Annotated in this window: 26 protein-coding genes and 1 pseudogene; 14 read left to right on the top strand and 13 right to left on the bottom strand. The window is 60.1% G+C overall.

From position 1 onward, the window contains the following. The first annotated feature begins 124 nt into the window (after positions 1-124). Genes NZ960_04265 through murD form a run of 4 tightly spaced genes read left to right on the top strand, consistent with a single transcriptional unit; the run spans position 125 to position 5,754 of the window. Positions 125-2,596, top strand: coding sequence for a zinc-dependent metalloprotease (locus NZ960_04265; GenBank protein ID MCS7176826.1), 2,472 nt, complete (start codon positions 125-127; stop codon positions 2,594-2,596). Positions 2,597-2,607: 11 nt separating this feature from the next. Then, positions 2,608-3,519, top strand: a complete 912-nt coding sequence (locus NZ960_04260) for a proline dehydrogenase family protein (GenBank protein MCS7176825.1) — start codon at positions 2,608-2,610, stop codon at positions 3,517-3,519. 8 nt (positions 3,520-3,527) lie between these two features. Beyond that, positions 3,528-4,421: an endonuclease/exonuclease/phosphatase family protein gene (locus NZ960_04255; GenBank protein MCS7176824.1), complete on the top strand. Its 894-nt coding sequence runs from the start codon at positions 3,528-3,530 to the stop codon at positions 4,419-4,421. Next, complete coding sequence (gene murD, locus NZ960_04250) at positions 4,414-5,754, top strand: UDP-N-acetylmuramoyl-L-alanine--D-glutamate ligase (GenBank protein ID MCS7176823.1); 1,341 nt, start codon at positions 4,414-4,416, stop codon at positions 5,752-5,754. Before NZ960_04255 ends, murD begins: the two co-directional genes overlap by 8 nt. Positions 5,755-5,761: 7 nt before the next feature. Here the strand turns inward: murD and NZ960_04245 are convergent, their stop codons facing one another. Genes NZ960_04245 through NZ960_04235 form a run of 3 tightly spaced genes read right to left on the bottom strand, consistent with a single transcriptional unit; the run spans position 5,762 to position 8,900 of the window. Next, positions 5,762-7,162, bottom strand: coding sequence for a hypothetical protein (locus NZ960_04245; GenBank protein MCS7176822.1), 1,401 nt, complete (start codon positions 7,160-7,162; stop codon positions 5,762-5,764). After that, positions 7,159-7,836 carry a hypothetical protein gene (locus tag NZ960_04240; protein ID MCS7176821.1) on the bottom strand — a complete coding sequence of 226 codons (678 nt, stop codon included), beginning with the start codon at positions 7,834-7,836 and terminating at the stop codon, positions 7,159-7,161. The genes NZ960_04245 and NZ960_04240 overlap by 4 nt, the downstream gene beginning before the upstream one ends. Next, positions 7,818-8,900, bottom strand: a complete 1,083-nt coding sequence (locus NZ960_04235; protein MCS7176820.1) for an LptF/LptG family permease — start codon at positions 8,898-8,900, stop codon at positions 7,818-7,820. The genes NZ960_04240 and NZ960_04235 overlap by 19 nt, the downstream gene beginning before the upstream one ends. Before the next feature lie 64 nt (positions 8,901-8,964). Between NZ960_04235 and NZ960_04230 the strand changes: the two genes are divergently transcribed. The 4 genes from NZ960_04230 to NZ960_04215 are packed head-to-tail and all read left to right on the top strand — an operon-like array spanning position 8,965 to position 12,124. After that, positions 8,965-10,389, top strand: coding sequence for an RsmB/NOP family class I SAM-dependent RNA methyltransferase (locus tag NZ960_04230; protein MCS7176819.1), 1,425 nt, complete (start codon positions 8,965-8,967; stop codon positions 10,387-10,389). Next, entirely contained in the window at positions 10,382-10,585 is a 204-nt protein-coding gene (locus tag NZ960_04225) for a hypothetical protein (GenBank protein MCS7176818.1), read from the top strand. The genes NZ960_04230 and NZ960_04225 overlap by 8 nt, the downstream gene beginning before the upstream one ends. 3 nt (positions 10,586-10,588) lie before the next feature. Further along, on the top strand, positions 10,589-11,038 hold the full coding sequence (gene dtd / locus NZ960_04220; GenBank protein MCS7176817.1) for a D-aminoacyl-tRNA deacylase: 450 nt from the start codon (positions 10,589-10,591) through the stop codon (positions 11,036-11,038). Next, on the top strand, positions 11,039-12,124 hold the full coding sequence (locus NZ960_04215) for a glycosyltransferase family 9 protein (protein MCS7176816.1): 1,086 nt from the start codon (positions 11,039-11,041) through the stop codon (positions 12,122-12,124). Here the strand turns inward: NZ960_04215 and NZ960_04210 are convergent. Then, on the bottom strand, positions 12,073-12,963 hold the full coding sequence (locus NZ960_04210; protein MCS7176815.1) for an alpha/beta fold hydrolase: 891 nt from the start codon (positions 12,961-12,963) through the stop codon (positions 12,073-12,075). The genes NZ960_04215 and NZ960_04210 overlap by 52 nt on opposite strands. Positions 12,964-12,969: 6 nt before the next feature. Then, a complete protein-coding gene (locus NZ960_04205) occupies positions 12,970-14,241 on the bottom strand; it encodes an amidohydrolase family protein (protein MCS7176814.1) in 1,272 nt (423 codons plus the stop codon). A 282-nt stretch (positions 14,242-14,523) separates the two neighbouring features. Here NZ960_04205 and ffh point away from each other — a divergent pair, with 282 nt between their 5' ends. The 6 genes and pseudogenes from ffh to NZ960_04175 all read left to right on the top strand — a co-directional run bounded on the left by ffh (position 14,524) and on the right by NZ960_04175 (position 21,538). Further along, positions 14,524-15,846 (top strand): signal recognition particle protein, encoded by a 1,323-nt coding sequence (gene ffh / locus NZ960_04200; protein ID MCS7176813.1) that lies wholly within the window; start codon positions 14,524-14,526, stop codon positions 15,844-15,846. A 12-nt stretch (positions 15,847-15,858) separates the two neighbouring features. After that, positions 15,859-16,113: pseudogene (gene rpsP / locus NZ960_04195) on the top strand (30S ribosomal protein S16). A 159-nt stretch (positions 16,114-16,272) separates the two neighbouring features. Beyond that, entirely contained in the window at positions 16,273-17,058 is a 786-nt protein-coding gene (gene rlmB, locus NZ960_04190) for a 23S rRNA (guanosine(2251)-2'-O)-methyltransferase RlmB (GenBank protein MCS7176812.1), read from the top strand. Beyond that, positions 17,045-18,928 carry a PDZ domain-containing protein gene (locus NZ960_04185; protein ID MCS7176811.1) on the top strand — a complete coding sequence of 628 codons (1,884 nt, stop codon included), beginning with the start codon at positions 17,045-17,047 and terminating at the stop codon, positions 18,926-18,928. The genes rlmB and NZ960_04185 overlap by 14 nt, the downstream gene beginning before the upstream one ends. Next, positions 18,913-20,880, top strand: a complete 1,968-nt coding sequence (locus NZ960_04180; protein MCS7176810.1) for a tetratricopeptide repeat protein — start codon at positions 18,913-18,915, stop codon at positions 20,878-20,880. The genes NZ960_04185 and NZ960_04180 overlap by 16 nt, the downstream gene beginning before the upstream one ends. Before the next feature lie 130 nt (positions 20,881-21,010). Continuing rightward, a complete protein-coding gene (locus tag NZ960_04175; GenBank protein MCS7176809.1) occupies positions 21,011-21,538 on the top strand; it encodes a 3-hydroxyanthranilate 3,4-dioxygenase in 528 nt (175 codons plus the stop codon). Between the two features lie 175 nt (positions 21,539-21,713). On the opposite strand, the gene NZ960_04170 is transcribed toward NZ960_04175, so the two are convergent. The 8 genes from NZ960_04170 to NZ960_04135 all read right to left on the bottom strand — a co-directional run bounded on the left by NZ960_04170 (position 21,714) and on the right by NZ960_04135 (position 26,328). Next, entirely contained in the window at positions 21,714-22,154 is a 441-nt protein-coding gene (locus tag NZ960_04170; protein ID MCS7176808.1) for a hypothetical protein, read from the bottom strand. Next, positions 22,151-22,792, bottom strand: coding sequence for a sigma-70 family RNA polymerase sigma factor (locus NZ960_04165; protein ID MCS7176807.1), 642 nt, complete (start codon positions 22,790-22,792; stop codon positions 22,151-22,153). Before NZ960_04165 ends, NZ960_04170 begins: the two co-directional genes overlap by 4 nt. Before the next feature lie 24 nt (positions 22,793-22,816). After that, the gene (gene radA, locus NZ960_04160; GenBank protein MCS7176806.1) at positions 22,817-24,175 is read right to left on the bottom strand and encodes a DNA repair protein RadA; all 1,359 of its coding nucleotides are present in this window, start codon (positions 24,173-24,175) and stop codon (positions 22,817-22,819) included. Next, a complete protein-coding gene (locus tag NZ960_04155; protein MCS7176805.1) occupies positions 24,172-24,597 on the bottom strand; it encodes an acetate--CoA ligase family protein in 426 nt (141 codons plus the stop codon). Before NZ960_04155 ends, radA begins: the two co-directional genes overlap by 4 nt. Continuing rightward, positions 24,569-24,811, bottom strand: coding sequence for an acetate--CoA ligase family protein (locus NZ960_04150; GenBank protein MCS7176804.1), 243 nt, complete (start codon positions 24,809-24,811; stop codon positions 24,569-24,571). Before NZ960_04150 ends, NZ960_04155 begins: the two co-directional genes overlap by 29 nt. Positions 24,812-24,884: 73 nt before the next feature. Then, positions 24,885-25,148: a hypothetical protein gene (locus tag NZ960_04145; protein MCS7176803.1), complete on the bottom strand. Its 264-nt coding sequence runs from the start codon at positions 25,146-25,148 to the stop codon at positions 24,885-24,887. A gap of 95 nt (positions 25,149-25,243) precedes the next feature. Next, positions 25,244-25,453, bottom strand: a complete 210-nt coding sequence (locus NZ960_04140; protein MCS7176802.1) for a hypothetical protein — start codon at positions 25,451-25,453, stop codon at positions 25,244-25,246. Between the two features lie 236 nt (positions 25,454-25,689). Beyond that, a complete protein-coding gene (locus tag NZ960_04135) occupies positions 25,690-26,328 on the bottom strand; it encodes a CoA-binding protein (GenBank protein MCS7176801.1) in 639 nt (212 codons plus the stop codon). Between the last annotated feature and the right edge of the window lie 18 nt (positions 26,329-26,346).

The raw sequence follows: 26,346 nt of genomic DNA, 5'->3' as shown, positions 1-26,346 counted from the left end.
CTGAACAGTCGCGGAGTATAGACGCTAAGACATACCGGTGTCGTGAGCGTTGTAGGGGTTCGCCAGTAGGGATGGCTATGGTTAGTATTTTCGCCGTACACGAACCGTTGCAGCGTAAGGACAGATGTGGCGTTGTGGGCTGATCCTCGGAATTGCTGCTATCTGCGCGGTAGCCCGGGAGCTCCTCTCGGCGCGGCTCTTCCTGCAGTCCAGCGAGCAGGTCTTGGCTCCGCAGGTAGCGGTACGGTATTGGGTAGACAGGCAAGCACTCCATGCCGTGGCAAAGCTGCCAGTTGCGTCGCTGGAGCTTCGGGACTTTCCGGTAGGTAGCGGAGAAGAAGCCACCGTTGCTCTTCAGCGCAGCCGTTCGGTAGTGGATGGGCAGACCCAGTGGTGGCGCGGAGTGCGTCCGGCCCGCCCTGGACAGTTAGAACACCTTGAGCCGATGCCTGGCCGAGCTCAGTATGTCTTCACCGGTACGATCGTCGGCGAGCAGGGTTCGAGGGTCGTGCTGAGCATCGTCGGTGGGGAGCTCTACGGCATAGTGTGGCGTGCGGATGGCCGCCGGTTCGCATTGGTCCCAACGGGCCAGAGGCAGGGAGAGCGCTATGAGCATGTCTTCGGCTCGGATGCTCTCCGCGAGCTCCGACCCTGGATCTGTGGGATTGAGCAGACAGCGGAGTATTGGGAGCAACTTCGCTCTTTCAAGGAACCACTACCGCCACTACCGCAGATGGTGACTCTGAAGGTGGCAAGGGTTGCTGTGGAGACGACCTCTTCGCTCTACCAGCGCCTCAACAGAGACTACGACCGAGTTGCTGCTTACGTGGCTTCGGTGTTTGCGATGGTGAGCCGCATCTACGAGGACGAGGTCAACGTCACGCTGGAACTCTCGTGGGTGCTCATTTGGATGGCTCCTCCCGACGGGGAGGAGGACCCGTACGTGAGCGACAACAACAACGACATCGGTGCGCTCTTGGGTGAAGTCGCATCGTACTGGAATGCCAATCGCCGGAATGTTCCGCGCGACCTTGTCCACGTGATGAGCGCTCCTGGCGGGACAATGGTCGGCGGGATCGCACGCCTTAACACGCTGTGTGATCGTGGAGGGGCTTACAGCATCAGTGGTGTCCGAGGGAGCTACCAGTACCCCACGCTGAGCTACACGTGGGATGTGCATGTCGTCGCTCACGAAATTGGGCATGTGTTCGGTGCTCCCCATACGCATGCTTGCGTGTGGAGTCCACCGCTGGATACATGCGTTACGCAGGACGGGCAGCCCTATCCAACGCCGGACGCCTGCTATCGGTCCCCGATTCGACCGCGCAGCTCGTGGGACGGAGGAAGCATCATGAGCTATTGCCACTTGGTGCAGTCAGATGTTGCGCTGACGTTTCGGCCACGTGTGGCCGTTGTCATCCGGAACAGCCGTGCTGAGAGCTGCTTGCCCGTGCCGACGGCACCCAAACTCCTCCTTCAGCACCCTGTCGGGAACCAAAACTTCCGAGGGGGAGATACCGTGGAAGTCCGCTGGACCTCCGCACAGGTCCAAGTTGTAGCCATCGAGTACTCCACGGACACCATGCGGACGTGGCAGCGCATTGCTTCGGGAGTACTGGCAGCGCAGCGGAAATACCGGTGGGTAACGCCGCAGCAGACCTTTCCTCGGGTGTGGTTGCGGATCTACGACGTGACGAATCCGCAAGTTGGGGATACAACGACGGCGAGCTTTGCGCTTGCTGTCCCAACTGTCTCTCTCAATACCCCACGGGGTGGGGAGCGGTACGGCCACCGGGAGCGGGTCAGCATTGAGTGGAGCACGACTCTGGTCCCCGCGGTCCATCTGCTCTTTTCGTCCGACGGTGGGACTCGGTGGGATACGTTAGCGAGGGCCACAACGGCACGCTCGTACCTATGGACTGTCCCGACGACGATCGTGACAGACCGAGCAGTGGTGCGGGTTCAGGATACGGCAGATCTAAGGGTGGCCGATCAAAGCCAGCCATTTGCTATTGGAGCGCCGGTTTTGGAGCTTTTGGCTCCAAATGGAGGCGAGCGGTGGGCGGTTGGGAGCCAGCAGCGGATTCGGTGGTGTTCGGATTTCCTCAGCCGCCTGCGGATTGAGTATTCCACCGATGGTGGACAGAGTTGGATCGTCGTCCGAGCCTCCCAAGAAGCGGCGCCGCAGGAGTACCTCTGGCAAGTGCCGAATACGCCAACAGAACAGGCGTTGGTGCGGCTACGCAACGTGGCAAATCCCAGCCAGACTGTTCAGAGCGCTGCTGTCTTTGCCATCGAACCCGCTTCTTCTGTGTCGCAGGGTGACCGATCCATTCCAGTGCAGCCGCCGTCCGCCGTGGTAGAAGGCTCATGGGCGTGGATACGGATTCGCGCGGAGGAACCTCTCGGGAGGGTCCGAGTCCGGCTGGCTACGCTCCTTGGGCAGCTCATTGATGAAGAGCGCTGGGAGGAACTGCCAGCGGGGGAGCAGGTGCTGAGTGTTGCGCTTCCGACCAGGCTCCCCAGCGGACTGTACGTTCTGCAATTCTTGTCCGATCGTGCCCAATGGAGCCTGCCGCTGAGGGTCATCTGGTAGGGGACTAGACCATGGGGGCGATTGCAGCAGTGGTTGCACAGGTACTGCCGCTGCTGCCGCGGCAGCTCGTGTGGGCAGTAGGGCGCCGCTACATTGCTGGTGCGGAGCTGAGCGACGCTGTGCGGTGTGCTGCCACCTTCGCTGCTCAAGGCATCCGGAGTACGTTAGACGTGCTCGGGGAGTTCGTCACAGACTGGGCCCAAGCGCAGCAGTATGCTACACAAGCGTCGGAGGTGCTTCAGGCGATAGCACAGCATCAGCTACCAGCCTACCTGTCTGTGAAGCTAACAGCGCTTGGCGTCGATATCGACCGTGAGGCCAGCTACGGACTGCTACGGGGACTTGTCGAGCAGGCTCGCCAGCTAGGGCTCTTCGTGCGGATAGACATGGAGAGTTCGCCGTACACGGACACTACCTTCGCGTTCTACCGACGACTCCGTGGTGAAGGCTACGACAACGTTGGCATCGTCATTCAGGCTTACCTTCGGAGAAGCCGAGCCGACGTGGAGTCGCTCCTACCGTTGCGACCGTCCATACGGCTGTGCAAGGGCATCTACATCGAACCTCGAGAGATCGCCTACCAGAGCCGAGAAGAAGTCCGACGGAGCTATAAGGAGCTCCTGGAACTCATGCTGCGGCATGATATACCGACGGCCATTGCTACCCACGACGAAGAGCTGCTACGCTTCGCAGAGGTAGCGCTTCGGCGATACGAAGTACCACCCGATCAGTACGAGTTCCAGATGCTCCTGGGTGTCCGCCCGGAGCGTCGTCGCCTTCTGCGGCAGCAGGGCCATCCAGTGCGGGTCTACATCCCGTTTGGGCATAACTGGTACGGCTACTCCCTGCGGCGTCTGCGGGAGAATCCTAACATTGTCGGGCATATCCTCCGAACCCTCCTCCAGTTCGATCGGCAGCGGTGATGGGCACCATGCGGGGCTGCCGCCTTGGCCTCTTGCTCCTCGTCTACTTCAGCATCGGCTCATGCCAGTTCCAGCAGCAGTCGGCCCAACGGGATGCCCAGTCGTTCATCACGATTGGGACCTTCAACATCGAGTGGCTGGGCGACGGAATCAACGACCGCAAGCCTCGTACAGAAGAGGACTTGCGGCGTCTGGGGGAGCTCATTCGGCGCTCAGGCGTAGACCTCCTGGGGGTGCAGGAGGTGGAGAACGACCGGGCCCTGCGGCGGCTGCTGCGGTATCTGCCGGATTTTGAGGGCATCGTTGGTTCCCTGGGAGGACAGCAGAACCTCGGACTCCTCTATCGCCGCTCGGTGCAGGTTCGCTCCCTTGGGGAGTACACGCCGTTGATGGTTCAGCCAGGGCGGACCCGACCAGGCCTCTTGGCATACTGCCGTGCCGGGAATGCGGACTTCTACCTGATGGTGGTCCACTTGAAGTCTACCTCACGCTACGACGACACTCCGGAGTTGCAGGTGTTGTCTCGTCAGCTACGCCTCCGACAAGCGCAGCGTCTCTCCCAGTGGGTGGATTCGCTGCTGGCAAGATCGAGGGAGAGGGACATCGTGATCGTTGGGGATTTCAACGACACTCCGCGTCGGCGGAAGTACCCGACTCTTACCCCACTACTGGAGAACCCCGCGTTGGTGTTTCTTACTGCGGAGCTACGGAGCTGCCGATATGAGCGGGCGTATGTGATTGACCACGTGGTTGTCAGCAGTAGCTTCCGGCAGCGCTTCCGTTCGGGCAGCGCCCATGTCGTGAACTTCTATGCCCAGTACCCCTTCTCCGAGGCCGAGCGCCTTTCCGATCACTGCCCTGTGGTGGCGCAATTCGACGTGACCCAGCCCGATAATGACTGACGTCGCTGTTCTGGGAGCAGCGCGTAGCGGGATAGCAGCCGCTCGATTGGCCCGGCGATTGGGACTGTCGGTGTTTGTCTCCGAGCGCTTGCCAGCAGAGCAGTGTCCAAGGGCAGCTCAGACACTGCAGCAAGAGGACATACTGGCTGAGTTCGGAGGGCACAGTCAGCGTGTACTCCAGGCAGCGCAGATCATCATCTCCCCTGGAATCCCTCCACACGCACCGATAGTGCAGCAAGCCCTATGCCGGAGGATTCCAGTCGTCTCGGAGCTGGAGTTCGCCTGGCAGCAGCTTTCTGGGCAGAGGGTCGTGGCCGTGACAGGAACAAACGGCAAGACAACGACCACAGCTCTTCTGGGGTTCATCCTCCGGCAGGCCAGTAAGCCGGTAGTCGTCGGTGGTAACATCGGGACACCACTCTCAGAGCTTGTGTTGCAGGGAATCCCGCCGGAGGCAATCGTCGTTCTGGAGGTCAGCAGCTTCCAGCTCCAGTTCTGCTACCGCTTCCGACCCGATATTGCCGTGCTGCTAAACATTACGCCGGACCATTTGGACTACCATGGAAGCTTTGCTGCCTATCGCCGTGCGAAGTGGCGGATCACAGCACAGCAACGCCAGGAGGATTTGCTAGTTTTGAATGCAGATGACCGGCATGCTCGTGCAGCGGAGCGCCGGACGCGAGCACGGTGTGCCTACTTCGGACAGAGGCCCGTCCCGCAGGGTGCCTATGTCCGAGGCAAGGACATCGTGATTGTGTGGCAGCAGAGAGAGGAAGTGGTGATGCGAACCGACGAGGTGCGCCTGCCAGGGGTGCACAATCTCTACAACTCTCTGGCAGCAGCGGTGGCGGCTCGGGCACTGGAAATCCGCAATGAAGACCTCCGCGACAGCCTTATGCGGTTTTCAGGCGTGGAGCACCGGCTGGAGCTCGTCCGTCGGTGGCGGGGAGTAGACTTCATCAATGACTCCAAGGCAACCAACGTCAGTGCCGCTTGGTATGCCCTCTCCAGCTACACTCAGCCGATTCTCTGGATTGCCGGAGGACGTGGGGAGCACAACGACTACAGCCTACTAGACGACCTCGTGCGCCAGCGGGTTCGGATGCTCATTGCCATCGGCGAAGAGGCGGACGCTCTCTTTGCACATTTCTGCACGATGGTCCGGTGCCAAAAGGCAAGCTCCCTGCAGGAAGCAGTCCAGATTGCGGCTCACGCTGCTCAGCCGGGGGATGTAGTGCTCTTTTCGCCGGCGTGTAAGTCGTTCGACATGTTCCTCAACTTCGAGCACCGCGGCGAGGTCTTCCGCCAGGCAGTGTGGGAGCTACCAGAGTGAGCATGTGCTATCGGTTGCGCGGACGTCCGCGCCAGTAGGTCGCTCGTCCAGCGGCATCGTGCACGGAGAACTCTACGCTGGTGGCTGGACCCACGCTCTCTATGACGAAGCTCTGTTCCGTCACGACCCCGTAGGGCTCGACTGTGTAGCGGCGTCGGTTTCCGTAGAGCTCGCGGACAGCCCCATCACGGCAGCGGAGCTCGCAACGGTTGGGCTCGCTTCGGACTGTGCCGAAGCACCGCGTTCGGGCCACAAGTGTTGAGCCTTCGGCAAGGACTTCCACTACTTCCGGCGCGGGAAAGTCGCGGATGGGTATGCGGAACTCGTCAACCAGGCGGTCGTTGACGAAGCGGCGGAGGAGGAGGGTTGTTCCGGTATCGGCCAATTGGGGAGAGATAGAGAGGGGCGTGCCGGTGGAGGATGCCCACAGGCGGTTCCCATCCCACAGTTCGGCGCGGGTGCGTTGTCCACGTAGGCGGAGCGCGGGGTCGATGGTGTAAGTGCGCTCTGGGTAGAGCTCCAAGGGTACCTCTGGATTAGGTAGGGCACGAGCTGTGACACTGAGGCTGACGCTGCTTTGCTGTCCGTCGCGGCGGAGCAGTGTAAGGCGGATGTCCATCGTCCCTTCGCGGGGGGCTACGCCGCCAAGGCGCACGGCGTTGTCTGTGTAGCGGATCACGGTTGCAGTGCCTCCGGCGGCGCTTGTGACTTGAATCTCTGGGGGAGCGGCCAAATCAGCAGGGAGGCTCGCCCCATAGACGAGGATGTCTAGCTCCCACGAGCTGTATGGGGCGGTCTCTAGGACGGTATCTGGTGCCACCAGCAGTAGGGGTGGTGGAGGGGCAGGCTGCGACGCTATAGCTGGTGGTGCAGGCTCTGGCTGGGTGCCCGCTTGAGAATGGGCTAAGACGCTAATGCGGAGCGCTGCAGAAAGGCGCTCCGTGAAGTATCCTAATGGGCCGGAGTGGCGAAGCAGGAGCCACAGTGTGTAGACGTGTTCTCCTGGCGGAAGCACCGGCCTCCACCAAGGGAAACGCCAGAGTATTCGGAAGCAGCGTTCCTGCGGAGAATGCTCGGCGAGGATTGGGGCTACGTCGCTGGCTTCGGAGCGCCAAATCGTATGTCCTGCGGAATCCAACTGCAGAGAGAGCCGTGCGGATTTCAGCGGACGAGAGTATCGTAGCTCTGCAACGGAGTCGTAGTGTCGGAGAAATCTGCGGCCACTGCTGTCAACGATGATGCAGCGGAGTTCGGTGGGCTGCAGAGAGAACTCCACGGCTGCGGGCTCGTCAGGCGACGGCGTGCGAGGTCGGTCCGTCGCCCGTGGCGCGGGGTCAAGGAGCAGGAAGAGGGCAATCAGGTAGAGCACGAAGTACGGTTCCACGCGCCGCAGAGAAGGATGCATCATTCGGCGGTGTCCCGTCCGCCTCTGCTCAACTTCTCCCTAACAGCATCGCTGAGGAGTTGCTCTAACTCCTGGCGGACCAGGCTCCGAAGCTCCTGGGTGCGCCACTGCTGGAGTTCCTGTGTTGTCTGCCGGAGTAACTGGACAAGCTCGCCGACGGATCGGGTCAGTTGGGCTACGCCTTGCTCCAATGTAGCCGTCTGCCCCCGCGAGTGGCTTAGAATTTCGGCGATGTCAGCAACGTGTGAGGCCATTCCTTCGATGTGTCCTGTCAGAGCTTGCAGCTCCTTCGGGCTTTGGGGAGCTTCCACGGGTGCAGCGAGCGACGCCAGCGCAAGTAGGAGGAGGAGCACTGCCTCAGCAGCAAATCCCACTATGAGGAGTTCGGTGCTGACGGCATCTGCAAAGCGCCGGAGACCAACCAGGAACAGTAGCAAGGCGGCCCCAGCATAGACAGCGCTGGAGATCCAGTGTGAATAGAACGGAACCACAACGGCGCGCCACCAGATTGCGATCCCCTTGCCCCAGCCGTTTTGGGGAAGTCCTTCTTGAGGGTCACCGTAGATGCTAAGGCGGAGCGTGGAGGTTAGGGCGGAGAGCCTTCCTCGAGTGCTGAGGAGTTCCCGTGCTCGCTCCGAGAGTTGGGAAGTGGAGTCCCTTATGTCCGCGTGCGCCATAGGATGACGAGGCCAATGAGCAAAAACAACCCATTTGCAAGCCATCCCGCCACTAGCGGCGGGAGTCCAGCAACAGCACCTGCTGTCTGGCTCATGCGGGCGACAACTAAGTAAACAAACGCCAGCACGGCTGCTGTCCCGAATTGAGCCGCTAGTCCCGCGCGACGGTAGACCGAAGCGAGCGGCACCGCAAGGAGTGCGACGATTGCATGGGCGAATGGCAAGGCGTACTCACTGACGTACCTCACCTGAAGTGCTCGCACGTCTTGGCCGCTGGTAGAGAGGGTGGCAATGTACTGGGAGAGCTCTGGTAGTGTCATTTCTGCAGGGGTATGCTGGAGCTGCAGGATGGTCTCGTGCCGAAGACGCAGAGCCAGTGTCAACTCAGGAAAGGCCCGCACGGTCGATCCTCCTCCGGCGTAGTGCCGCTCACGGACGTCCCACAATCGCCATCGCTGTAGGGAGCTGTCCCACACCATCTCGGCTGCCTCTATACGGCGCAGCAGCCGGGGTGAGGATTCTGAGGAGTACTCCTCTACGGCCACCCCATAGGCTCGTTGGCGCTCGGGTTCGTAGCGCTGGATGAGAATGGTCAGCGTGGGACTCTCGCGGAAAGCTAAGTGGAAAAGCGTGGAGCTGCCAGGCGAGCGATGGAGGTATCGTCGTTCAATGCTGAGCTTCCGCTCAGCAGCCTTCGGTACTATCCAGCCGTTGAAGCCGAGCTGCAGTAAGCTCAGCGAGAGCGCAGCACCGACAACGGGGCCGGTGATCTGGTGGAGTCCTACCCCGGCCGCCTTCATTGCGGTCACTTCGTGGCGCTGCGTCAGGCGGCCGATCCCAAAGAGGCATGCCAGGAGGGTAGCCACCGGGGCGACGTACTTCAACATCTCCGGCAGGAAGAGGAGGTAGTACTCCACGATGACCGCGGGTGGTGTGTTGGTGTCCAGGAAATCGTCCAAGTTCTCGATGAGGTTGACCACGATGAAGATGATGCAGAGCGCTGCAATCCCGAAGCCAAAGATTGCAGCAATTTGGCGTACGATGTAGAGTGTCAGCTGCCACATAGGTGCTGCGCCGCTCGCAAATTTAGGCGGCCCCTCGTCATTACCTCTGGAGCGCCAAGGACACATGGAGTGGCAGCGAATCGAGAAAGCCTTCGCGCGGTACGTGCCGCTGTTGGACGACCCGGCAAACTTCTGGGCCTGCCTGCAGGTCCCGCTGACTCCGTGCATTTGGGTCAATCCCCTCAAGACCACGCCGGAAGCGCTACAGGCTTACTGTGCTGAGGAGGGATTCGAACTGGAGGCAGTGCCGTGGTATCCGGGGGCCTTCCGGCTGCGGAATTCTGACCGTCCGGGTGCTACACTGCCCTTTATCGCGGGGTGGTACTACGTCCAGGAAGAGATCGCTATGGCGGCTGTGGTGGCGCTAGACCCGCAGCCGGGGGAACACGTGGTGGACCTATGCGCTGCCCCAGGGGGGAAGACCGCCCAGCTTGCTCTCCGTGTCTATCCCGCAGGGAGCGTACTGGCCAATGAACTCCAACGGGAGCGCTTGTCGAGCTTGCGGACGACGGTTGACCGTCTGGGGCTGGTCAATGTCCTGGTGACTTGGCACGACGGACGCTTCCTGCCTCTTCCTGAGGGCGTCTGGGACCGCGTACTGGTGGATGCTCCCTGTACTGGCGAAGGCACGGTACGAAAGGCGGGCCAGAGCTGGCGACCTGTGACGGACCGCTTCCGGCAGTACTGTACGGCCGTCCAGCGGGCTCTGCTCCGCCATGCCCTGCGGCTGGTCAAGCCGGGTGGAGTGGTCGTCTACAGCACATGCACCTTTGCCCCCGAGGAGAATGAGTTGGTGCTGGACGCGGTGCTTGGAGACTATGGAGTCATTGAGCCATACTCCATCCCTGAGCTCCAGGCGATGCCTGGGATCACGCAGTGGGAAGGAAAACAGCTGCGGAGCGATCTCGTCCACGCGTGCCGCTACTGGCCGCACTTGAACGACACAGGAGGCTTCTTCGTGGCCCGGATTCGACGCACCGATGTGCCTCTACCGCCTCTGCAAGCGAAGACGCTGCCTCGGCAGGCTGCCCCAATGGTCCCAGCTGCTCGGCTGGAAGGGATAGAGTGGATGAAGGCGCACTTTGGGATAGATCCAGAGCTGTTCGACCGTTACCGCTACTGGATGCGTGGGCAGGAGGTCGTATGGATGAGCACGCCTGAGACCACTCCGCCGTCGTTGCTCCCGCCGGAGAGCATCGGAATCCCGCTGCTGAGCTACAAGCGGCGCCATGTGAAGCCGAAGACAGCGGCCCTCCAACTACTCGGTGCGGCAATCCAGCGCCATGTTGTTGAGCTGCAGAGTCGTGAAGAAGCGCTTCGGTTCGTCAGTGGGCAGTCCCAGAATGTAGCTGCAGGGTTCTCAGATTCTGGCTTCGTCCACGTGCGCTACCGCGAGTTTGAGCTTGGCTGTGGGCTCTATGCCCGCGGACAGCTCCATTCCCAAATCCCTCGGAGTCTGCAGACCATCGTTGCGGTGGAAAATGGATGAGTTGGAACGCCAAGCGTGGGGACTCTCGTTGCTAGGAGTGCTATTGGGGCTTCTGCTGGCGGCGGTGGTATACTGGCTGACGGGCGTTGTGCTGCTGGTGCTAGTCTTTGCTCCGCCGTTGGTGATGTACTTACTGCGGCGCTGGCATCGCCGCAGGGACGTAACTGGAAATGGGTATCCGTTCCAGCCCTGGTGAGCGATGAGGACATTGGTGCAGCGTGTGCGTTACGCTCGCGTTCGGGTCGATGGAGAGGTAGTCGCGGAGATTGGTCCAGGACTCCTCGCATTCGTCGGCTTTGCCTCAACGGATACCCTGGAGGTGCTCCGTTGGATGGCGCATAAGCTCTTCCACTTGCGGGTCTTCCCGGACGCCGAAGGGCGGATGAACCTCTCTGTGCGGGAGGTTGGGGGAGGGGTGTTGGTGGTGTCACAGTTTACGCTCTACGGCGACGTCCGACGTGGCTTTCGCCCGAGCTTCACCGATGCTGCTCCGCCAGAACAGGCTCGACAGCTCTACGACCAGTTCCTCCTCTTCTGCCGTGACTACGATGTTCCTGTAGCTTCGGGCATCTTCGGGGCGATGATGGAGGTGGAGCTCCTCAACGATGGACCAGTCACGATCTGGATTGAACGCGAGGCAGCCGAGTAGATGCTCCGCATCGTCCTGCTGCGGCTTAGCTCGCTTGGTGATGTCCTGCTGATGACCCCTCTGATTCGGCAGCTGCGGCGGCATTTCCCGACAGCCGAGCTCGTTGCCGTGGTCCGATCATCCTACCGCGAGCTGCTGGCGTACAACCCGTATTTGACGGCTGTGGTGCCCTACGAGGCCTCCGGTGGTTTCTGGAGTGCCCAGAGGGAGCGCCGTCTACTGCGAGCTGGACTGCTTAATCCCAGGGAGCAGTTGTGGATTGTGGATCTCCACCGCAACTGGCGGACAGCGTTTCTACGCTGGGGACCGCGGGCTCGCCTCTTTCGGGCTCCGAAGGCGCGCTGGAGGAAGCTCTTACTAGTATGGGCCAAGCGATGGGGATGGTGGCGACTGCCTTCAGTGGTGGAGCGGTATCGGCAGGCCGTTGCGGAGCTCGGTATCGAAGATGACGGACAAGGGCTAGAGTGTTGGCTGCCGGAGGAGCGAACGGCAGAGGTCTATCCGCCTTCGCTGCGGTCCTGCCCACGGCGGTGGGAGCGGATTGCGCTTGTGCCTGGTGCCCGGCATCAGACGAAGCGGTGGCCACTGGAACGGTTCCAAGCGCTCGGACGGCTGCTGCGACAGCGGGGATATGAACTCGTCGTGGTTACGGATCCTGGCGACGCCCGCACTCATTCCCTGCCTACCGAAATCGGCTCGGATGTGGAGCTTGTTGTGACCAACTCCCTCCTAGAGCTTGCGCGTCGGCTGGATGGGGTGGACCTCGTTGTGGGGAATGACAGTGGTATCATCCATTTGGCCGCAGCACGGCGGGTTCCGAGCGTTGTCATCTTTGGCTCGACGGTACCAGAGCTAGGGTTTGAGCCGGTCGGAGTGCTGCACGTTGTAGTGCAGTACCCGCTGCCTTGCCGTCCCTGCACTCACATTGGCCGGGAGCGGTGCCCATTGGGGCATTTCCGCTGTATGACGGCGTTGGAACCCCACCATGTGCTCCACGCCATAGAGGTGCTGCAGCAGTGGTGCTCAGCAGGTACTCAAGCCCCATGGGGGCCTACCTTGGGAAGCGGAGCGCGATCGCGTACGTAGTGGTCCAGCCACCACCGGATGTCAGCAAGGCTTTCAGCCCACCGGCCAGCTAGGACGTGGTCAGCGTTGTCGTAGAGGATGAGCTTGTACGGATGGAGCGAGCGCTGGAGGGCTAAGCCGAGGTAGAGTGCATGCTCAGGGGAGACTCGGCGGTCCCCGGTGCCGTGGAGTACTAGGAGTGGTGTCGTCTTGCAGAGTTCATGGGCCCAAAGCACCGCGGAGCGCTCCGCGGCCGCTTCCGAAGGGGAGACATGGGGCGGGAGGAAGCGGAGCATCGTCCGGTAGAGCGGATCGGTTTGGGGCAAGGCGTGGAGCATTGTAGGAGCACCAATCGTTACGGCAGCGCGGAAGCGACTCGTGCGACGCAGCATCTGTAGGGCCATCATCCCACCTCGGCTGCCACCGATGAGTCCGATCCGATCGGGATCAGCCCACGGGAGGCGCTCCAGGAGAGGGAGGAGGGCTAACGCATCGTCAACATCTGCTCCGCCCCATTCCTCCGTCCCCTCGCTGCCCCCAACGCCGCGGTATTGGCTAGCAAGCGCCACGTATCCCCAGCTTGCAAAGAGCCCGATGGTTGCTGCAGCAGTTCGTGCCGTCAGGGCCCCACGCTCGCCTGCCCCACCATGGTTGAAGATGAGTGCTGGGGCTGGCAAGTGCTCTTCAGGAGGTAGTGCCATAAACCCTCGGATTCGCAGGCCATCACTGAGGTACGTGATGCCGTAGAGCCGGACTCGGCAAAAGCGCTCGAAGGCTTCCGGAGAAAGGCGCCGCCGGTAGAGCGACCGGATGTTCGATGGGATCTCTACCGGCTGTTGGTCAACGAGTTGTCCGGTCATTCAGACTCACTGGCGATAGCGCTGCCGATACTTCTCCGACAGGCGCGTGTGGCGGCTACTGAGGTCAACAGCACGCCCTTGGATGAAAGCATACTCCACGCGGTTGGTGCGTACATCGAAGGGATCGCCAGAGCAGATGAAGAGTGTCGCGTCTTTGCCAACCTCCAGAGAGCCGACACGGTCAGCCACTCCCAGGATTTCTGCAGCGGAGAGTGTCACGGAGCGGAGAGCTGCTTCAGGGGAGAGGCCAAACGCTATAGCTGTGCCGAGGTTGAAGGGGAGATTCCGCTGAGGCCAAGTGTGCTCTTCGGTGATTGCGAACGGGATCCCTGCCTGTTCCAGTATCGCCGGAAGCCGATAGGCGATGTCGTACGGGTCCTCTTCGCGCCGAGGGAGTCGATGGACGTGCACGATGACGGCTGCTCGTGCTTCTCGTAACTCCTCCAGACAGCGCCATGCGTCAGCACCTCCAACGATCACACACCGAAGCCCGAAGTGTCGGGCGAAGCGGAGGGCTTCCAGAATCTGGGCATATTCGTCCGCTAGGATGAAGACCGGTAGCGAATCTCGGAAGACAGCCCGCATTGCCTCAAATCGCAGGTCTACCAGGTGAACTGTCCCAGCTGAGGCTGCCCGGTGGTATGCAAGGGCTTGTTCGAAGAAGTCGTAGAGCTTCTGCAGCCGTTCTCGCTGTTCCCGGCGACGTTCCTCCACAGAGCGCTGGTCCCACCAACTGCCACGGAGGCTCAGCGAGGGGAAAGAGACCACGATCCCGGCAACCCGTCGGAGGGTAGCATCTTCGTGGTTCCAGCCGTCCATATGCATCACCGAACTTCGTCCGGCAACGAGCCCTCCTAATGGGGCAACGTGGGCAATCAGGACGCCAGTAGAGCGGACGGTGGGAATGATTTCGCTATCGGCATTGTACGCGGTGGCTGCTACGACATTTGGATTGAAGTCTCCAACTTCAGCCACGTCTCGCGTAGCGCGGACGGCATCAATCTCGACGAGTCCCAGCTGCGAGAACGCAGTAATGAAGCCAGGATACACCTGCTTACCAGTGCAGTCGATGCGGAGGGCTGTCGGAGGAATGGTCACATCCTTCCCAACAGCAACAATGCGGCCCTTGTCGAAGACCAGCGTCCCACCCTCTATGATGCCGTGCGAGACGGTGTAGAGAGTCGCATTCACGAGGGCTATTGGCCTCTGCTGAGGTGCTCCAGGGACCTGGGCCAGGAGTATGCCGCTACAACAGAGCAGCAACAGAGAGACCACCATCGGGCGCCGCTCCTTGTGGACAGACCTCGGCGACTGTTGACGCAGGGCGGTAATGCTTGAGTGCCTCTGGGGCTCTAAAAAGTGAGATGCCCCTCGACAGTTGGCTGCCGAGGGGCACTCCCCTTCCCACCTTTCACCACCACAAAGGAGGCCATTAGGAGGCGCTACAAAATTACGCACTCGCAGCGATAGATGCAAGAGATCGGCACCGCGTTGTTGACGGGGCTATAGAGTTGCACGCAGGTGTAGTTTTGCAAGTTCTGGGACGATACGGAGAGTCGGATGTTTGAACGTCTGACTGAGCGTCTCCAGCAGGTCCTGCGTCGACTGCGTGGAGTTCGTAGCCTGAGCGCGGCCGAGTTGGAAGAGCCACTCCAGGAACTCCGCCGCGCTCTCTTGGAAGCAGACGTCCACGTCAGCGTCGTTCGGCAGTTCTTGGAGCGGGTCCGCGAACGAGCGGTTGGGGCACAAATACCGCCGATGGTACTACCGGAGCAGTTCCTGCTGAAGCTCGTCTACGAAGAGCTGCTGCAGCTCTTAGGGACGAAATGGGTACCGCTGCGCTTTGCCTCGAAGCCTCCGACACGGATTCTGCTTGTAGGTCTCCAAGGGTCTGGCAAGACGACGACAGCAGCCAAGCTCGCACTCTACCTCCGGCGACAGGGCCGACATCCCCTGCTGACGTCCGCTGACCTGCGCCGCCCTGCGGCTATTGAACAGTTGGAGTGCTTGGCAGCTCAGGTAGGCGTTGCCTTCTTTCGTCCCGAGGGGATTGCAGAGCCAGAAAGGGTCGTGGAAGCAGCACTTCACCGGGCACGTCTCGGCGCTCGCGATGTGGTGATTGTAGACACGGCCGGACGGCTAGCCGTTGATGAGCCTTTGATGCAAGAGCTGGTCCGAATCCGGGGAACCCTGCAGCCTGACGAGGTCCTCTTCGTCGGAGACGCTATGAGTGGCCAGGACATCCTGCCGACAGCCCAGGCTTTCCATGCTGCTGTTGGCTTGACGGGGATTGTGCTGACAAAGCTAGACGGGGACGCGCGGGGCGGAGCTGCCCTCTCTCTGCGGGCTGCGATTGGAGTTCCCATCAAGTTCTATGGCACCGGCGAGCGCCCCGAGGCGCTCGAACCATTCCATCCCGAGCGGATTGCTTCTCGAATTCTGGGCATGGGGGATATTGCGACGCTGGTGGAGCGGATCCAGCAACAGCTGATGGAAGCGGCTCCGAAAGCGCAGCCGCGCACAGCGGAGGAGGTCAACTTCGAGACGCTCCTGGAATACATCCGCTCCATCCGCCGCATGGGATCATTGACGGAGTTGCTGCAGCTTCTGCCCGGGGCAGCCCAATGGACAAAGGGGTTGACCCTGGATCCCAAGGCCCTGGTCCGAGCGGAAGCGATCATCCTGTCAATGACTCCTGAAGAGCGGCGCAACCCGCACTTGTTGAACGCCTCGCGGCGTCGCCGCATTGCCCGTGGTAGTGGCACAACGGTCCAGGAGGTCAATCGTCTTGTTGCGCACCTTGAGCAGATGCGGGAGCTACTTCAGCAGTGGCAACGCGGGCGCTTCCCGTTGGGGATCATCGGTAAGTTCCACAAACTGTGAGCACTGCTATCCATGGTAAAACTCCGACTGCGGCGCCGAGGGCGGCGCAACTATGCTTTCTACGACATCGTCGCCGCCGACAGTCGTGCCCCCCGCGATGGGCGATTCATAGAGCGGATTGGGTACTACGACCCAAACACGTCGCCCTCTACGATCGTGGTAAACCATGAGCGGGCAATCTACTGGTTGGACGTCGGCGCCCGACCGACGCACATTGTGCGGTTGCTCTTGAGTTACGACGGGGTCTTGCTCCGCCGCCGACTATTGAAGAGTGGGAAACCACCTGAGGAGGTGGAGCGACTGGTGGCCGAGCATCGAGAACGAGCTCGGCAGCGCTACTTCCGCCTCAAGGAACGACGCAAACTGCGTGAGAGGCGCCGGGCAGCGGCTGCAGAGGTAGAAGAGCAGTAGCCTCCAAATGGCTTGATGTCAGAGGCCTTCTACATCTACGGACGTCGCTCTATTGTGGAGGCGCTACGACAGGCTGCCAGAGTGCAGAAGCTTTACGTGCTCTACGGCAGTGCCGCGGACATCCAGGAGAGAGCACGACGTTCCGGTGTTCCCGTGTCCGAGCTATCGCGCCAGCGCTTTACAGAGTTGGCGCAAGCTGCGGGTACGACGCTGAAGGAGAGTCAAGGAGTCATTGCGTTGGTCTATCCGCTACCGGTGCTGAGTGCCGAGGAGCTTCTCGAACGTGCGGCTCCAACGGCTGAAGGCCTGCTGGTAGCCGTAGACGGCGTGGAGGACCCGCAGAACCTTGGGGCAATCGCGCGCTGTGCCGAGGCTGCGGGAGCTCAGGGCTTGATCGTACCGCGCCACCGTGCGGCTCCGCTGACCCCTGCTGCGGTAAAGGCGGCTGCAGGGGCATTCATGCATCTGCCGGTGGCCCACGTGGTGAACTTAGGGGATGTGCTTCGGCGCTTACAGCGGTTAGGGTGGTGGATTGTGGGCTCTGCCGTAGAAGGGGAGCGGCTCTACTGGGAGCCTTTGTACGACCGGCCTGTTGTGCTGGTCGTTGGTAGTGAGCATCGTGGTATGCGTCCGAGCATTCGGGCGTTATGTGATCTCATCGTGCGGATTCCGCTCCGTGGACGGGTGGAATCCCTCAATGCTGCTGCCGCTGCTGCCGTCCTGCTCTTCGAGATACAGCGCCAGCGATACCAGATCGGTCTCTGGTCCGAGTCGCTGAAGCTCGCCGATGTACCGAATTGACCAGCGTGATACGGAGGCCTTCGGGTTGCCAGCTTCGATTTGCTACACCTTCTCCTTCGAGCGGGCCGAGCGTCACCTCCTGGGCTTGCGGATAGAGGCTGAGACCCGCGGGGAGGATGCACTGGAGTTCGTCCTTCCTACCTGGACACCGGGCAGTTACAAGGTGCGCGAGTTCAGCACCCATTTCACGGTGGAGAATGCGCTGGATGAACGTGGGCGTATGCTGGAGGTGGAGTGGCGGGCAAAGAACCGTTTCCGTGTGTTCTGCCCAGGTGCGCAAAAGCTCTACCTGAAGGCCGTCTACTTCGCCAACGAGCGCTCCGTTCGGACAACCCACGTGAATCGATGGTCAGCCTTCATTATGCCCTCTACCTGCTGCCCCTACGTCGAAGGGCGGCTGCAGGAGCCTTGCCACGTTGTCGTGGAACACGACCCTGCGCGATGGCCTCGGGTAACGACTCCTCTGGCGCCGGTAGACATCGGATTCCCTCCGCGCTTCGGTGCTGTAACGTACGATGTCCTGGCGGACTCCCCTCTCCAGGTGGGTAGCCATCGCGTAGCTGCCTTCACTGTAGGGGACCGGCTCCATGAGGTAGCCATCGTCAGCGATGAGCCGGTTGACGAAGAGTGGCTCCTCCGGGCCGCAGAGCAGGTCGTCCGTGTTACCGCTGCATTCTGGGGAGGAGAGCTCCCGTATGACCGCTACGTCTTCTTCTTCCACTTCGTTCCCAATGGCTCTGGAGGGCTAGAACATGCTCGGGCACATGTCTTAGCAGTAGATCCCGCAGCATTGCGGGAGATTGCTGGGGTCCACCGGTTCTTACGGCTGCTGTGCCACGAGTTCTTCCACACATGGAACGGGAAGCGTATTCGCCCAGTAGGTCTAGGACCCTTTGACTACGAGCGCGAGCTCTATACGCCGCTGCTGTGGCTAGTGGAAGGAGTGACATCGTACTACGAAGTTATGCTGGCCTACTGGTGTGGCTTCCTCACGCGGCGTGAGCTTCTGGCACACCTGGGTTGGGAAGTGGAGCAGCTATCCCACGTCCCCGGGCGCTACTACCTCTCCGTTCGGGATAGCAGCATTCTGGCTTGGGTCAAGCTATACGCCAGGAGCCCTGATGGGCCAAATCGGTTCCCATCGTACTACCTCAAGGGGGCCCAGATCGCCTGGTTGCTAGATGCCTGGATTATAGCACAGACCCAAGGACAGAAGCGCCTCCAGGATGGCCTACAAGAGCTATGGCGCTGGACCCGTCAGCAGCCTGAACGTGGGTGGACCGAAGAGGAGATCGTAGCAGCATTAGAGGCCGGTACGGGTGTCGGTCTCAAGGAGCCCTTAATGGAATGGCTCATAGGGCGTGGCGAGTTGCCTTATGAGGAGGTGCTTCCGGCCATTGGGTTGCGGTTATCGTGGACTAGGGGTAGTGAGCAGGACCGGCTGGTTGGGGAGAGAAGTGTCTTCGGCCGCATCCCGACAGCTCGCTTCACAGGGCTAACACTTCGCCAAGAGGACGGCTCGGTCGTAGTGGAGGCGGTAGAGGAGTTCTCGCCTGCTGCCGCTGCTGGTATTGCCGTTGGCGATGAGTTGATAGCTGTGAATGGTATCCGGCTGCGGACTCCCGGACAACTGGAAGCGTTCCTCGGAATGGCGGAAGGTCCTGTTGAGATTCTAGCTGCTAGCGACGGACGACTCTATACAACGCAGTTGAGCTCAGAACCTCGCTGCCGTCCGCAGCTAGAGGTGGTTGCCACTGAAGGCAGTCCTCAGTTCCGCCTCCTGGAGACATGGCTGCGTAAGCCTCTGCTGGAGCCACAGCTGAGTGAAGCTGTCCCCTTTGCCTTGTGGTCCCCATGGGGTTCCGAATAGCGAAAGTTGCCGTAGGGGTATTGCTCCTCTGGACCTCCGGCTGCCAACTCTGGTGGAATGCGGAGGCCTACTTCAACACCTACTACAACATGCGCCGCCTTATGAGCGAAGTAGAGGAGGAGTTTGGCTACTACGATGAGACGCGTCGAGTGCAGCGCCCGCGTGTCATCGTGCCCGACCCTGCAGTTGTTCCAACAGCGCAGACAGGCGAAGTCCCGCCATTCCTCCAGGAGTTTGTCATTGACCCGCCGAAGCTCCAACCGGTCACACGGCAGTTGGACTCCATCCTCCAGAAGGGATCCAAAATTTTGGCCTTCCGCAGTCGGTCGGACTTCGTGGACGATGCCCTCTTCCTAATGGCGCAGGCCTTCTTCTATCGCAGCGAGTGGCTCCCTGCGCAGATTAAGTGCCAGGAGCTGCTGCAACTGTCGCCAAAGGGGGATTTGGCACCAGACGCCCAGCTACTATTGGCGAAGGCGTATCTGATGCAGCGCAAGGTCTCGCTTGGGCAGCAGGCTTTGTCGCGCGCGATTGATATTGCCTGGTACCGTCGGCGGTACGACGTGCTCAGCGAGGCTTTCCGGTTGCTTGCGGAACTAGCGCTGAGCCAGGGTGATGTAGAGGCAGCCCTCCGTCCCTATCGTCAGGCGATGTTGTTGGCACCGGACGGGGAATTAAGGGCTCGCTGGCAGTTTGAAATTGGAGCGATCTACTACCGCCTGGGTCGCTTTGCGGAAGCGGAGGCTGCCTTCGCTGAGGTCCTCCGACATAGCCCGTCGGTAGTGATAGAGTACGAAGCACAACTCTACCGGGCAGCGGCATTAGCGCGGAGTGGGCGCTTCCGAGAAGCTGACCAACTCCTAAGCAAACTTAAGCAGCGTCGTCGGTATGAGCAGTGGAGCAGCTACACCATAGCTCAGGAGCTGGCCCTTCGACGCCTTATGAAAGCCTCGGAGGATACCCTGCGGATGCTTGAACGGCGTGCAGACTCCGCCTTCCCTGGCAATCCGGCGCTGTTAGCGGTGCAGTATGAACATGCCCTACAGCTCCTGCAGCAAGGGGACTACCGACAAGCTCAGCGACTCTTCGCTCGTGCCAGCGTGACACGCTCCCCAGTCTTTGCCAAAGCTAGGGACTACAGCGAACTCCTAGTTCGCTGGGAACGGGCTATGGCAACTACAGCGGTTGCTCGGGGAGCTTCTCCCTCGACTCCCCTCTCGGATAGCCTCCGAGCCAAGCTCAGCGATGCTTTCTACGACTTAGGCCGGGTCCACAGCCGGTTAGGGAACCAGGACTCGGCACGGTACTACTACGATCGGGCTCTGCAGGTAGCCCCGGATACAGGCTTGCAGCGTCCTCGAGCACTCTTCGCACTAGCGTCGCTGCTTTCTGCTACAGGTCCATCATCGGTGGCGGATTCTCTGCTGGAGGAGCTCGTTGCATGCTGTCCAAAGACACCCTATGGCCGGGAAGCGCAGCTCCTACTGGGCTATACGCCGGAGGCGGTTGTAGATACTGCGGCAGAGCTCTACGAGTCGGGCCTGCGTCTGTGGCGGATTGGCGAGCACGCCTTCGCCCGAGAGCAATGGCGACGGGTTGTTAGCAACTTCTCCACATCCCCTTCAGCCCCCCAGGCCCTGTATGCGTTGGGCTGGAGCTATGAGCATGGTCCCTTCCGGAATACCGACAGCGCCTTGATGTACTACCAGCTCCTTGTGGAGCGCTATCCCGAGACGGACTACGCTGCTGATGTTCGAACCAGTGTCACATACGCTCGTGTGCGCCGTGGAGCTCCACCTTCGGAGACTAGCCAACCGCAGCAACAGGAGCAGCAGTCTCTCCAATCCTCCCCCCCACCGGCTGAGCCAGTCTTGGATTCTGGAGGAGTGCCACCTATCGTTGTGCCGTCTTTTCCAGCACCCTCTGGGGAGGGAGGGGGCGCTCCACCGTAGGCGCGGAAGGCCGTTGCTAAGCTGTTGGAATGCAACGAATTGTGCAAACTGTCCTTCGGACCTTTTTCCTTAAATTGCGACCTCCAGACATACCAAGCCAGAGGTGGTTGCATCGACCAGAGAAACAACCATGCCACTACTGCCGCCAATCAACTTTCAACAGTGGATAGAGGAGCACCGGCACCTACTGAAGCCCCCTGTGGGGAATGCGGTCGTCTACAAGGACAACTCAGACTTCATCATCATGGTTGTTGGTGGCCCTAACTCTCGCAAGGACTACCACTACGACGAGGGTGAAGAGTTCTTCTACCAGATTGAGGGCGATATCGTGCTCAAGGTCATTGAAGATGGGAAGCCGAAAGAGATTCTAATCCGCCAAGGAGAAATCTTCCTTCTGCCCCCTCGTGTACCGCATTCCCCCCAGCGTCCGGCCAACACGGTTGGGTTAGTCATTGAGCGCAAGCGCCGTCCGGACGAGCTGGATGGCTTCATGTGGTTCTGCGAGCAGTGCGGAAACAAGTTGTACGAGGAATTCCTTCACGTGAGCGACATCGTAGAGCAGCTTCCACGGGTCTTTGAGCGCTTCTACAGCTCCGTTGAGCTCCGCACTTGCAAACAGTGCGGGGCTGTTATGGAACCACCCCAACCGGCACGCTAAAAGACCGCGGGGAAGCTGTCTCCCTTGTGTGCGGGTCCCTGGGTGCAAGGTGCCCGGGGTGCCCGCAGCAAGGGATGATGGAACGGAGGAAACAGAAAGGGGCACCCTCAGGGGAAGGGTGCCCCTTCGTTTTGTGGGGCTGTTCCTTTCCTCGTGCAGTTGGGGGTACGGAAGTTCAGTCCTCAGGAGGAGGTAGCGGGGTTTCTGCGCCCCGGAGGGGGGTGGGAGAATGCCGCAGCTTCGGAGATGACGTTGAGAGCACCCGGGATGAGACAGCCTTCACCTCTGGGACGGTCAGCGGGGCAATCGTGGAGACACTCTGGAGAGGGGCTTGGGAGGGTGGTGTCGGAGTTAGTAGATGCCACAGACCTAGTCCACCACCTAGCAGCCCAAGAGCAACTGCAAGGACGCCAAGACTTCTACGGAGTATCGCCTGCCGTCGTTCACGGCGAATGCGAATCCAGAGGTCTTGCTCGAAAGTTTGCGGAACTGGCGCTGTGGGCAACTCTTGTAAGGCGCGGCGCAACCAAAGCCCGAGCTCAAATCCCTGTGGTACCGGGACCTCTGGCAGCAAGTCTTTGAGTCGAGGTGGTTGGCGATGGGTATGTTCTGTCATGGCTGTGTTGGAGGTGTACCGTACAGTTCCTCGTAAAGGTCACGGAGCAGGGCCTGTAGACGTTGACGCGCACGGTTGATGCGCGATTTTACTGTCCCTAGCTCTGCCTGCGTAGCTGCAGCGATTTCCTCATACGATAGCTCCATGATGTCTCGGAGTACGATGACTTCTCGGAACACTGGCGGGAGCTGCATGAGAGCTTGTTGGATTCGCTGAGCAATGTATGAGGAGTCAACCCGAGTGTCAGGCACATAGTTGGTGTCAGGGATTTCCCATTCCTGTAACTCTTCGTCATCTTGCTGGTTGAGCGAAGATAGAGGAACTGTACCATGCCGCTGTTGCTGCTGGTAGAAGGTGCGGGCAACGTTCGTGGCAATTGTGTAAAGCCATGTTGCGAAGCGCTGGTTGCGAACGTACGTGCTCTTATACTTGTACAACCGCAGGAAGGTTTCCTGCGCTAAGTCAAGGGCGTCATCGTAGTTGCCAGTGTAGCGGTAGAGGAAATTCACAATTGCAGATTTGTAGCGGCGCACTAGAACAGTGTAGGCAGCCTCGGACCCCTCCTGCTGGAAGAGCCGCATGAGCTCTTCATCGCTCAGTTGCCCAAGGGCTTTGAGCTCACCGACACGGAGAGCCATTCGTTTACCGACGTGAGTGGGACATCAGGTAAAGAGCCGGACGAGTGCTACCGAGAGACGGTCTACGGGAATGAGTTCTATATCCGTAGTAGCTGCCTGCAGAGCTCTGGCAGTCGTCGCAGGCAGAATGACCCGCCGGAAACCAATCCGCTGAACCTCGCGAATGCGTACCTCCGGCATGCGGACTGGGCGCAATTCGCCAGTCAGCCCTAGTTCGCCAAAAATAGCAGTACCTGGTGATAAGGGCTGATCACGGTAGGAGCTGACAATAGCTAGTGCTAGAGCAGCATCGCCAGCGGGGTCGCTGAGACGGAGCCCACCGACAACATTCGCAAAGAGATCGTACTGCCGCAGTGGAATTCCCAGTCGGCGCTCTAAGATGGCCACGATCATCTGCAAGCGACGGTAGTCATAGCCCGTGATATTCCGCTGAGGGACTGCATAGTGCGTTGGCGTCACCAGTGCTTGTACTTCGACCAGCAGAGGACGAGTTCCCTCTAGCACAGCAGCAATTGCGACTCCTGACTGTCCTGCTGTCCCGTCACTGAGAAAGAGTTCAGAAGGGTTCGGCAGCTCCCGAAGTCCTTCGGTGGTCATCTCAAAGAAGCCCAATTCATGAGTGGGGCCAAACCGGTTCTTGAGTGCTCTTAGGACACGGTAAGGGTATCCGACCTCCCCTTCCAGCTGCAGGACTACATCCACGACGTGCTCTAGCACCTTTGGGCCAGCAATCAGTCCTTCTTTAGTAACGTGCCCGACGAGTATGATGATCTTGCCGGTTCGTTTTGCCAAGCGCTGTAGGCGAGAAGCAACTTCTCGGACTTGAGTAACGGAACCCGGGGGGGATTCCAGCGCTGAGCTGTATACTGTCTGCACAGAGTCAAGAACAACCAGCGTCGCGGGACTGCGTGCAAGGGCTGCTTCAATTCGCTCTAGCTCCGTCTCCGAGAGTGCCTCCGTAGTGGAGGGGGAGGGTATGAGGCGCTCAGCACGGAGCCGGAGCTGCTCCAAGGACTCTTCGCCGGAGACGTATAAGGGATGTTGCTCTACAAGGTGGGCACAGACCTGGAGTAGTAGGGTGGATTTGCCGACCCCTGGGTCTCCAGCCAAGAGAACGAGTGTTCCTGGTACGAAGCCGCCACCGATGACGCGATCCAGCTCTCGGATTCCTGTCGGCAGGCGCTCGACGCTCTGGGAAACAATGAGACTGAGTGGCAGAGGCTGTACGAGCTCGGTGGAATCGCTGTCCCCTTGGGATGCAGAGGGGACCTCCCGCCGTTCCTCAACGAAGGTCCCCCACTCACCACAGAAGGGACAGCGTCCACTCCAACGGGCAGAGGTTGCACCGCAGTTCTGGCAGATGTAAACTGTGCGAACCTTCACTTGGACTCAGGATGCCGCCGAACGGCTATACGGACGTCAACGACGGCAACCCCATTGCCTTTCGGATACAGTAGAGGATTGATGTCCAACTCGTCCACCAGCGACTGTTCCAGCGATAGCTGGGAAAGGCGGAGGAGGCAGTCGGCAACGGCGTCGATATCGGCTGGAGGTTGGCCGCGGATGCCCTGGAGTAGTGAGGCGACACGGGTCTCCTCAATCATCAGGTAAGCGCTGCGCTCGCGAAGTGGGGCAATCCGGAATGCAACGTCACGGAAGACCTCGACGTAAATCCCTCCTAGACCGACCATGATGATGGGTCCAAACTGTGGATCGCGCTTGATGCCCAAGATGAGTTCGTGCCCTCGCGCACCCATCTTCTGGACAATAACCCCCTCAAACCGAGCTTGGGGTGCATTTTGCATGACAGCTTGCTGGATGTGCTGGAATCCAGCATGGACGGGCTTCTGGAGAGGACACGTTCAGTAGGACTCCGCCGATGTCGAACTTGTGGATGATGTCTGGCGAGAGTACTTTGAGTGCAACAGGAAAGCCGAGTTGGGCTGCAACAGCAACGGCTTCTTCCGGCGAACGCGCCGTTGCCCACGGCAGTAGAGGGAACCCGTACGCTTCTAGCACGCGGAAAGCAATGTCTTCAGCGATGAATCCGTGGGGAGTAGTAGGAGCATTCTCTAAGAGCTGGCGTGCTACATTATGCTGGACAACATAGGTGCGGTCCAGTGGATGGACGTGTACGCCAACGATGGTATCGCACCATTGCAGCTAAGGCGCGAGCAGCATCTTCAGGAAAGTCGTAGCAGGGGATACCGGCTGCTCGGAGCTTTGTCTTCGCCGGACCAATGCCGATGACACCCATGAAGCAGGTCACGAGTGGCTTATGGCGCTGGTGGGCTACCTGCAAGATGACGTCAGCAATCTCTTCCGTGTCTGCTGTCGGAATCGGGACGAAGAGCACCAGAAGGGTATCAAACGCAGGGTCATGGAGCAGTACGTCGAGGACACAGGCCTATCGCTCCAAGCGAGTATCAGCGATGAGGTCTATCGGATTGCTTACCCCAGCGTGTTGTGGAAGTTGGCAATGCTCTCGAAACTGTTCCGGTTGGGACAAGGAGGGGACCTCCAGCCCATGTTGAATGCAAGTATCGGCTGCCAGATCCCCACACCACCAGCATTCGTGATGATAGCCACCCGCGGACCCTTTGGGACGGGCTGGTGGGCGAAAGCAAGAGCGTACTCGAATAGGTCCTCTACCGTCTCCACACGCAGAACCCCGGCCTGCTTGAAGAGGGCCTGATAGACCTCGTCGCTACCACCAAGGGAGCCTGTGTGTGAAGCAAGAGCTCGGGCGCCGGCAACAGTCCGTCCAGCTTTTCAGGGCCAAGATGGGTTTGGGGTTATCGGTATCGCTCGTAATCCGGTGGGCTAAACTCTAGGAAGCGGCGGCCATCGGAGAGTTCTTCGATGTAGAGCAGGATGACCTTTGTCTGCGGATCCTGTCAAAGGTAGGCTAAGAAGTCTACCTCCGTTGCTCCAGCTTTATTGCCGAGGCTGATGACCTTACTCAGTCCGATGTTCTGGGCACGAGTGTAGTCTAAGACAGCGGCACATAGAGCTCCGCTCTGGCTGATGAAGCCAATCCTTCCTTCTTGTGCCATTGCCTGTCCAGAAGTGGCATTGAGGCGGACTGTGGGATCTGTGTTCATGGCTCCTAGGCAGTTCGGGCCGAGGAGGGCTATACCGTACTGCTGGCTAAGGTCGCGGATGAGAGCCTCGCGTCGGGCTCCTTCTGGGCCAATTTCTTTGAAGCCGGCGCTCAGCACGATAGCGGCTTGCACTCCCTGCCGCCCGCATGCATCTAGGACCTCAGGGACTATAGGGGCAGGTACTGCGATAATGGCTAACTCTACCCTCTCGGGGACAGCCTCTATGCTGGGATATGCCCGAACACCCCGCACAGCATGGGCGCGGGGATTCACGGGGTAGACGACCCCTGTATATCCGCAGCTCAGGAGGTTATCCAAGATCAGCCATCCGACGGTGTGAGGCTGACGAGAGGCCCCAATGACAGCAATCGAGCGTGGCTCCAGGAGCGGACGGACATCGATGAAGGGACCCAAGTCTTCTGGCAGTGCCATGGAGGGGGAGTCCGTCAT

It is taken from the genome of Candidatus Kapaibacterium sp. (assembly GCA_025059875.1).
In the GTDB taxonomy this organism is placed as follows: domain Bacteria; phylum Bacteroidota; class Ignavibacteria; order Kapaibacteriales; family HRBIN21; genus HRBIN21.
The sequence above is the reverse complement of the archived record's forward strand: the minus strand, read 5'-3'. Positions and strand labels throughout refer to the sequence as shown.